This is a genomic window from Kitasatospora sp. NPDC004614 (assembly GCF_042873675.1).
In the GTDB taxonomy this organism is placed as follows: Bacteria; Actinomycetota; Actinomycetes; order Streptomycetales; family Streptomycetaceae; genus Kitasatospora.
This window is the reverse complement of record NZ_JBIALR010000014.1, coordinates 201916-210444: the sequence shown is the minus strand read 5'-3', so window position 1 is coordinate 210444 and position 8529 is coordinate 201916. Positions and strand designations below refer to the sequence as shown.

Sequence of the window (8529 nt, the reverse complement as noted above, 5' to 3'; positions counted from 1 at the left end):
ACTGCAGGGGGGACCCTGTGGGAGAGTAGGACGCCGCCGAACAATCATTCAGGGAAAGCCCCCCGCCTTTTGGCGGGGGGCTTTTTCGCATTTCCAGAGAATTCCCGACGCGGCCCGGGCCGGACCGCCCCACCGGCCCGGGCCGGCACGCCTCAGAGGCGCGAGCCGCCGGTCGCGTCGATGGTCTGGCCGGTGATCCAGCGGGAGTCGGGGGTGGCCAGGAAGGCGACGATGTCGGCGATGTCGTCGGGCTGGCCGATGCGGCCGAGCGCGGAGAGGGAAGACGCGTGGGCCTGGGCAGCGGGGTTGTCGCGGAGCCAGGAGGCATTGACGTCGGTGTCGATGATGCCGGGCCGGACCGAGTTGGCGGTGATGCCGCGGGGGCCGAGCTGGGCGGCGAGGTTGAGGGTGAAGTTATCGAGGGCGCCCTTGGTGGCGTTGTAGGCGATGATCTCGGGCATGGCGATACGGGCGACGCCGCTGGAGATGTTGATGATGCGGCCGCCGTCGCGGAGCCGGGGCAGGGCCTGCTGGGTGATGAAGAACGGGGCGCGGACGTTGACCGCGAAGACCTCGTCGAACTCGTCCTCGGTGAGCTCGGGGAGCGCGGAACTGCGGCCTATACCGGCGTTGTTGACCAGGATGTCGAGCCCGCCGTCGGGGGTGTACTCGCGGCCGGCCCGGTCGAAGGCCTCCCAGAGGCGGGCGGCGTCGCCGTGGCTGCCGAGGGGTGCGTGGACCAGGAAGGCCCGGCCGCCGTTGGCGCGGATCTTCTCCAGGACGGTGGTGGCGGCGTCGTGGTCGCGGGCGTAGCCGATGGCGACGGTGGCTCCGTCCTGGGCGAGGCGTTCGGCGATGCCGCGGCCGATGCCGCGGGAGGCGCCGGTGACCAGGGCGATCTTGCCGTCAAGTGCGCGAGCAGACATGGTGGTTGACCCATCCCTCATTTGTTGAGTGACCGTTCAAGAAAGACCGTAGCACGGCCCGGCGTACTTTTTGAGTGATCGCTCTAAAATGGATGGCATGACGACGAGTGCAGGTGCGAGACGCGGCCGCCCGCCGGCCTTCGACCGGGCGGCGGTGCTGGCGGCGGCGACCAGGCTGTTCTGGGAGCGGGGCTACCAGGCCACCTCGGTGGGGGAGTTGACCGGGGCGATGGGGATCAAGCCGGGCAGCCTGTATGCGGCGTTCGGCGACAAGGAGGCGCTGTTCCGCGAGGTGGTGCGGGCGTACCAGCAGTCCCCGGCGGGGGAGTTCGTGGGGCTGGCGTTCGCCGAGGAGCCGACCGTCCGGGCGGCGTTCGCCCGGATCCTGCGGGAGGCGGCGCGGGTCTACTCGGATCCGGAGCACCCGGCGGGCTGCCTGGTGATCAGCGCGGCCACCAACGTGGCCGCCCAGGACGACGAGGTGGCGGTGTTCCTCCGGGAGCTGCGGGCCGCGAACCTGGCGGCGTTCGAGGAGCGGCTGTCCTCCGCGCAACGGCTCGGCGAGCTCCCGCCCGGCGCGGAACCGGCCGCGCTGGCGCGGTACTTCGGCGCGGTGCTGCAGGGGATGTCGCAGCGCTCCCGGGACGGCGCGGACCCGGCGGAGCTGACGGCGACGGCCGAACTGGCCATGGCGGCCTGGCCCGTTGTGGGCGCAGGCCGTATCGCCTCCTGAAAACGGGCCGGAGGACGTACGCTCGGCAGTATGCAGACTGCTGAGAACACGTCAGGCGGCGGCCGGGTCGAACGCGTCGAGGTGCTGACGGCGGAACAGGCCGAGGCGGTACGGGAGTTGCTGGCGGATGCGGCCCGGACGGACGGCCGGGAGGCGGTCTCGGAAGCGGGCCGGCTGCGCATTCGCCCCGACAGCCCCCGCCCGGGCGTGCGGCACCTGGTGCAGCTGGCGGACGACCGGGTCACGGGGTACGCCCAGATCGAGGGCGAGCGTCCGGGGACGGTCGAGCTGACGGTGGCCCCGGCCGACCGCGGCCGGGGCCTGGGCGGATCGCTGGTGGGCGCGGTGCTGGACGGGGCGGACGGCGAGCTGAACTTCTGGGCGCACGGCGGCCTGCCTGCGGCCCGGCACCTGGCCGAGGCCCACGGGGCGGTGCTGGTGCGGGAGTTGCGGCAGATGCGGCGCACCGCCGAGGCCCCGGAGCCGGTGCCGCTGCCGGCCGGCGTCGAGCTGCGGACGTTCGAGCCGGGCCGCGACGAGCAGGCCTGGCTGGCGCTGAACGCGCTGGCGTTCGCCCATCACCCCGAGCAGGGCTCGTGGACGGAGCAGGACCTGGCCGAGCGGATGGCTGAGCCGTGGTTCGACCCGAAGGGCTTCTTCCTGGCGGAGCGCGACGGCCGGCTGGTCGGCTACCACTGGACGAAGATCCAGCCGGACGGCCTGGGCGAGGTGTACGTGGTGGGCGTGGACCCGGCGGAGCAGGGCGGCGGCCTGGGCAAGGCGCTGACCGCGGCCGGCCTGCGGCACCTGATCCTGGAGCGCGGGGTGCCGACCGTGATGCTGTACGTGGACGCGGACAACGCTGCGGCCGTCCGGGTGTACGAGCGGCTGGGCTTCGCCGTCCACGAGGTGGACCTGATGTACCGCTGGGAGCCGTCCGCAGGCCGCTGAGCCGGTCGGGCGCGGTGCGGGTGCCGGGCGGACGGAGCCGTCCGGTAACTGCCACAGGGGTGACGGACTCAGCTTTCCTCCCGGCCATGCGGTGTTTACCGTGGATTCAATTGGCGCCGCGAAGATCACAGAATGTCGTCCGTATTGCCCCGTCCGCGTCACCGCTCCACCCGCCGTCCGGCCGGGCCGGTTCCGGCTGCGCCGGGTGGGTGGCCCTGGGTCGACGAGGACGAGCAGCGAGCGGAGGCGTGTCCTTCGTCCCGCCGGGACCGCGTCCTGCAGGAGGAGCTGGAACAGATGAGCATCCCGCGCCCCGTCTCCGATTCGGCAGCGGCCGAGTCCAGCACCGAGCAGAAGCCGACCGCCCGGTCCGGCGTGAAAGCCGGGCCCGCGAAGGCCGGGCCCAGGTCCGGCGGCAGGTCCGCGGCCAAGGACCCGGCCGGTGGTCCGGCGAAGCCGTCGAAGCCCCGGGCCGCGGCGCGCGCCAAGGCCGAGCCGCCGGCGCCGGCCGAGCCGCTCCGGGCGACCACCGCACTGCCGGCGGCCTTCCTGGCCGCCAGCGCGGGCGGCGTGGCCAGCGCGGGCGGCGTGGGCAGCACGGGCAGCACAGCCGTCGCGAGCAGCGCGGACGGGCGCGGCGCCGAGGAGGCGGAGCTGCCGCAGGGCCGGTTCCTGGACCGTGAGCGCAGCTGGCTGGCGTTCAACGAGCGGGTGCTGGAGCTCGCCGAGGACCCGAACATCCCGCTGCTGGAGCGGACCAAGTTCCTGGCGATCTTCGCGTCCAACCTGGACGAGTTCTTCATGGTGCGGGTGGCCGGCCTGAAGCGCCGGATCGCCACCGGGGTCGCCCAGCGGTCGGCGTCGGGGCTGCAGCCGCGCGAGGTGCTGGACCAGATCTGGCGCCGCTCCCGCGAACTGATGGCCCGCCACGCGGCGACGTTCCAGCAGGAGGTGCTGCCGGACCTCGCGGCCGAGGGCATCGAGCTGGTGCGCTGGCCGGACCTGGCGGAGACCGAGCAGTCCCGCCTGCACACGCTGTTCCGGCAGCAGATCTTCCCGGTCCTGACGCCGCTGGCGGTGGACCCGGCGCACCCGTTCCCGTACATATCGGGGCTGTCGCTGAACCTGGCGGTGGTGGTGCGCAACCCGGTGTCGGGCCACAAGCACTTCGCGCGGGTGAAGGTGCCGCAGCTGCTGTCGCGCTTCCTGGAGGCCTCGCCGCAGCGGTACGTGCCGCTCGAGGACGTGATGGGCGCGCACCTGGAGGAGCTGTTCCCGGGGATGGAGGTGCTCGCCCACCACGCGTTCCGGGTCACCCGCAACGAGGACCTGGAGGTGGAGGAGGACGACACCGAGAACATCCTGAAGGCGCTGGAGAAGGAGCTGATGCGCCGCCGCTTCGGGCCGCCGGTGCGCCTGGAGGTCGAGGAGTCCATCGACCCGTACATCCTGGACCTGCTGGTGCGGGAGCTGAACATCACCGAGGCGGAGGTCTTCCCGCTGCCCGGCCCGCTCGACCTGACCGGCCTGTTCGGCATCGCCGACCTGGACCGCCCGGAGCTGCGGTACCCGAAGTTCGTGGCGGGCACCGCGCGCGGCCTGATCGACGTCGAGTCGGCCTCGCAGCCGGACATCTTCGCCGCGATGCGCGAGCGCGACGTGCTGCTGCACCACCCGTACGACTCGTTCTCCACCTCCGTGCAGGCGTTCCTGGAGCAGGCCGCCGCCGACCCGCACGTGCTGGCGATCAAGCAGACGCTGTACCGCACCTCCGGCGACTCGCCGATCGTGGACGCGCTGATAGACGCCGCGGAGTCCGGCAAGCAGGTGCTGGTCCTGGTGGAGATCAAGGCGCGCTTCGACGAGCAGGCCAACATCAAGTGGGCCCGCAAGCTGGAAGAGGCCGGCTGCCACGTGGTGTACGGCCTGATCGGGCTGAAGACGCACTGCAAGCTGTCGCTGGTGGTCCGCCAGGAGGGCGAGACGCTCCGCCGGTACTCGCACGTCGGCACCGGCAACTACCACCCGAAGACCGCCCGGCTGTACGAGGACCTCGGGCTGCTGACCTCCGACCCGCAGGTCGGCGCGGACCTCTCCGACCTGTTCAACCGGCTGTCCGGCTACTCGCGCCGCGAGTCGTACCGGCGGCTGCTGACCGCGCCGCGCGGGCTCCGCGACGGCCTGGTCGCCCGGATCAACGGCGAGATCGCGCACCACCGGGCCGGCCGGCCCGCCTCCGTCAAGATGAAGGTCAACTCGATCGTCGACGAGGTGGTCATCGACGCCCTGTACCGGGCCTCGCAGGCCGGGGTGCCGGTGGACGTGTGGGTGCGCGGCATCTGCGCGATCCGGCCGGGCGTGCCCGGGCTGAGCGAGAACGTCCGGGTGCGGTCCATCCTCGGCCGGTTCCTGGAGCACTCCCGGGTGTTCGTGTTCGGCAACGGCGGCGACCCCGAGGTGTGGATCGGCAGCGCCGACATGATGCACCGCAACCTCGACCGCCGGATCGAGGCACTGGTCCGGGTCACCGACCCGGCCCACCGGGCCGAACTGAACGGGCTGCTGGACCTCGGCGTCTCCGACGAGACCGACTCCTGGCACCTCGGCCAGGACGGCAGCTGGATCCGCCACGCGCAGGACGCCGAGGGCCGCCCACTGCGGCACGTCCAGGACCTGCTGATCGACTCACGCCGCCGCAACCGCGGCTCCGCCGCCGCACGCTGAGCGGCACCCCGCCCGCGCCGGGAGCCCTCCCGGCGCGGGCGGCATGCAGCCCCGGGGCAGGCCCGGGGACGGAATCGGGGAGAGCCACAGCCATGACCGATGCGCCGACGACGGCCCCGGTGGCGCGCGCCGCGACCGCCGGGGAGGTCCTTGCCGGCTACCTGACCGCACAGGCGGGCGTGTTCCTGCGCGCCCTGCCGCAGGCGGTCGGCGAGGCGGGCTCCAGACCGGGTGCGCTCCCGGCGTCGGCACAGGCCGCGGACGACCTGCTGCGCGCGGTGCGCCGGATCGGCGGGGCACTGCACACCTTCGGGCCAGCCTTCGACCCGGTGTGGGCGCAGGAGTCACGGACCGAGCTGCGCTGGCTGATCGACCTGCTCACCCAGGAACCCGGCTACCGGCGCCGCTCCGACCGGCTGCTCGGCGCCGTCGACTCGCTGGCCGACACCGCCCCCGACGGGGCCGGCATGCTGGCCGGCCACCCGGGCGCGCCGAAAGCCCGGGCGCTGCTGGAACGCCAGCTGACGCTGGCCCGGACCCGTTCGCACACCGCGCTGCTGCAGGAGCTGCGCTCGGCCCGGCTGCACGCGCTGGCCGACCGGATGACGCTGCTGGCCGGCGAGCTGCCGCTGGCGCCGGAGGCCGCCGCCGAGCCGGCGGTGGCGCTGCTGCCGCGGACGGCGGCGGCGCTGGCGGCGCTGGTGGCGGCGGCCGAGCGGCTGCCCTGGCAGCGTTCCGCGCAGGCGTACGCCGGTGCGGGCCTGCACCGGCTCGGCGCGGCCCCGGCGGACACGGTGCCGGTACCGCGCGGCGCCGGAGACACCGCGGACGTGGCGCTGGCGGCGGACGACGCGCCGTGGCTGCGGGCCCGGATCCTGGTGAAGCGGGCCCGGTACGCGCTGGAGGTGTGCAGCGCGCCGGACGGCGAACTGCTGGAGCTGGACCGGGTGCTGGGCCACCACCAGGACGCCTCGGACGCGGCGGCCACGGTCGCCGCGGCCGCCCGCACGCCGCGGATCACCCCGGCGACGGCATACGTGCTGGGTGTGGTGCACGCCGATCAGCGGCTGGACGTGGAGGCCGCCCGGTACGCTTTCGGGCGCCAGTGGCCGGCGGTGGCGCCCGGGCTGGCCGGCCCGGCAGCGGTGGCGTCGGATTGAACCCTGGATCCCCGACCTGGATGGACCGCGTGCCGCAGCTCCCAGATCACCCGTCCCCGTCCGACGGCGCCCACGCCCGGGCGGGCGGTGCCCGCACCGACCGCCGCCCGGCGGCCGGTGCGCGGTCGACGGTGCTGGCGGCGGGCGCGGTGCTGTGGGTGCCCGGGCCGCTGCGCAAGGACGGCAGCCGCAAGAAGCCGCGGGTGGCGCTGGTGCACCGGCCCAAGTACGACGACTGGAGCCTGCCGAAGGGGAAGCTCGACCCCGGCGAGGGCTGGCGGACGGCGGCGCTGCGCGAGGTGTGGGAGGAGACCGGGATGCGCTGCGTGCTGGGCCCGGAGCTGCCCACCCAGCACTACCTGGTGCAGGGCCGCCCGAAGGAGGTCCGGTACTGGGCCGCGGTGCCGACCGGCGGGGCGTTCCGGCCCAACCGGGAGGTGGACCGGCTGGAGTGGCTGCCGCCGCGGCGGGCCAAGGAACGGCTGACCCACCCCCGCGACCGGGTCCTGATCGACGCGCTGCTGGAGCTGTTGCTCGGCTGAGCGCCCCGGCCTGTTCCGTACGGCCGGGACGGGTGATCTGCCCGCGCCCGACCTGTGACGCAACCGTTACTACTGGCCAAGGTTTCCTGACATCCGTCCGAGGTTCACTCCCCGTTCATTTGTGACGGGCTGACGCGTCACCTGTCCTGCCTAACTTCGGGGTTACCGGAGGGCCGGAAGGGCCCCGGACCACAGCAATTCCGGTCACTCGTGGACCGGTAATGCCTCAGAAAGGGACACCCTGTGAACCTGCGGAACGGCCGCTCCAAGGCCCTCGCCATCGGTGCCGTCGCGCTCGTCTCCACGCTGTCGCTGTCGGCCTGCGGCACGGACGACAACTCCAAGCCCAGCGCGAACGGCTCGTCCGCCGGTGGGGCCCCGGCCGCCAAGATCGCCTGCTCCGACAAGGGTGGCCAGCTGCTGGCGGCCGGTTCGACCGCGCAGACCCCGGCGATCGAGGTCTGGAAGGCCGCCTACGGCGCCGCCTGCTCCAGCACCAGCCTGACCTACAGCGGTGGCGGCTCCGGCGCGGGTGTCACCCAGTTCAACCAGGGCAAGATCGCTTTCGCGGGCTCCGACGGCGCCCTCAAGGCGGCCGAGATCGACGCCTCGAAGCAGGTCTGCACCGGCGGCCAGGGCATCGACCTGCCGATGGTCGGCGGCCTGATCTCGATCGTCTTCAACGTCGAGGGTGTCGACAAGCTGACCCTGGACGCCCCGACCCTGGCGAAGATCTTCGACTCGCAGATCACCAAGTGGAACGCCCCGGAGATCGCCGCCCTGAACCCGGGCGTCAACCTCCCGGCCGCCGACATCCAGGCGATCCACCGCTCGGAGGACTCCGGCACCACCCAGAACCTGACCGCCTACCTGGCCAAGGCCGGCAACGGCGCCTGGAAGTACCCGGCCGCCAAGAGCTGGGCCGGCCAGGGCGGCCAGTCCGCGAACGGCTCCGCCGGCGTGGTGGCCCAGGTCAAGCAGGCCAAGAACTCGATCTCCTACGTCGAGCTGTCCTACGCCCAGACCAACAAGCTGAACAGCGCGTCCATCGCCACCGGCGCCTCCAAGCCGGTCGAGGCCAACGCCGCCAACGCCGCCACCACGCTGGCCAACGCCAAGATCACCGGCACCGGTGCGGACATGGCGCTGGACATCGACTACGCGACCAAGGCCGAGGGTGCTTACCCGCTGACCCTGGTCACCTACGAGATCGTCTGCGACAAGGGCAACAAGGCCGACACCCTGCCGGCCCTGAAGTCCTTCCTGAACTACACCGTCAGCGACGAGGGCCAGCAGGCCATCGGTGCGGTCGGCTACGTGCCGCTGCCGAAGGAGCTGGCCGGCAAGGTCAAGACCCAGATCGACGCCCTCGCCTGAGGCTGAGCGACGACCGGCCGGGCGGCCCCCGAAGGAGGGGGAGGGGCTGCCCGGCCGGGCCGTGCGCCACGCGCACCATCCGTAACACCGGCACCACCCACCATCAGAACGTCCGG

General features: G+C 73.1%; 7 protein-coding genes. 6 read left to right on the top strand and 1 reads right to left on the bottom strand.

All coding sequences use genetic code 11. The features are described from left to right. Nucleotides 1–152 precede the first annotated feature (152 nt). Entirely contained in the window at nt 153–926 is a 774-nt protein-coding gene (locus tag ACFYST_RS26340; RefSeq protein ID WP_387865896.1) for an SDR family NAD(P)-dependent oxidoreductase, read from the bottom strand. An 88-nt stretch (nt 927–1014) separates the two neighbouring features. Between ACFYST_RS26340 and ACFYST_RS26335 the strand changes: the two genes are divergently transcribed. From ACFYST_RS26335 to pstS, 6 genes are all read left to right on the top strand, one after another. Further along, nucleotides 1015–1659, top strand: coding sequence for a TetR/AcrR family transcriptional regulator (locus tag ACFYST_RS26335; protein ID WP_387865893.1), 645 nt, complete (start codon nt 1015–1017; stop codon nt 1657–1659). A gap of 30 nt (nt 1660–1689) precedes the next feature. Continuing rightward, nucleotides 1690–2610, top strand: coding sequence for a mycothiol synthase (gene mshD, locus ACFYST_RS26330; protein ID WP_387865890.1), 921 nt, complete (start codon nt 1690–1692; stop codon nt 2608–2610). Nucleotides 2611–2907: 297 nt separating this feature from the next. Further along, the gene (locus ACFYST_RS26325; protein WP_387865888.1) at nt 2908–5334 is read left to right on the top strand and encodes an RNA degradosome polyphosphate kinase; all 2427 of its coding nucleotides are present in this window, start codon (nt 2908–2910) and stop codon (nt 5332–5334) included. A 92-nt stretch (nt 5335–5426) separates the two neighbouring features. Next, nucleotides 5427–6494 carry a CHAD domain-containing protein gene (locus ACFYST_RS26320; RefSeq protein WP_387638808.1) on the top strand — a complete coding sequence of 356 codons (1068 nt, stop codon included), beginning with the start codon at nt 5427–5429 and terminating at the stop codon, nt 6492–6494. Between the two features lie 29 nt (nt 6495–6523). After that, nucleotides 6524–7036: an NUDIX hydrolase gene (locus tag ACFYST_RS26315; RefSeq protein ID WP_387865885.1), complete on the top strand. Its 513-nt coding sequence runs from the start codon at nt 6524–6526 to the stop codon at nt 7034–7036. Nucleotides 7037–7279: 243 nt separating this feature from the next. Beyond that, nucleotides 7280–8413: a phosphate ABC transporter substrate-binding protein PstS gene (gene pstS, locus ACFYST_RS26310; RefSeq protein ID WP_387638804.1), complete on the top strand. Its 1134-nt coding sequence runs from the start codon at nt 7280–7282 to the stop codon at nt 8411–8413. Nucleotides 8414–8529 lie beyond the last annotated feature (116 nt).

Coding starts and splice junctions, on each gene's coding strand:
- ACFYST_RS26340 (WP_387865896.1), bottom strand. CDS start 926: ATGTCTGCTCGCGCACTTGACGGCAAGATCGCCCTGGTCACCGGCGCC.
- ACFYST_RS26335 (WP_387865893.1), top strand. CDS start 1,015: ATGGATGGCATGACGACGAGTGCAGGTGCGAGACGCGGCCGCCCGCCG.
- mshD (WP_387865890.1), top strand. CDS start 1,690: ATGCAGACTGCTGAGAACACGTCAGGCGGCGGCCGGGTCGAACGCGTC.
- ACFYST_RS26325 (WP_387865888.1), top strand. CDS start 2,908: ATGAGCATCCCGCGCCCCGTCTCCGATTCGGCAGCGGCCGAGTCCAGC.
- ACFYST_RS26320 (WP_387638808.1), top strand. CDS start 5,427: ATGACCGATGCGCCGACGACGGCCCCGGTGGCGCGCGCCGCGACCGCC.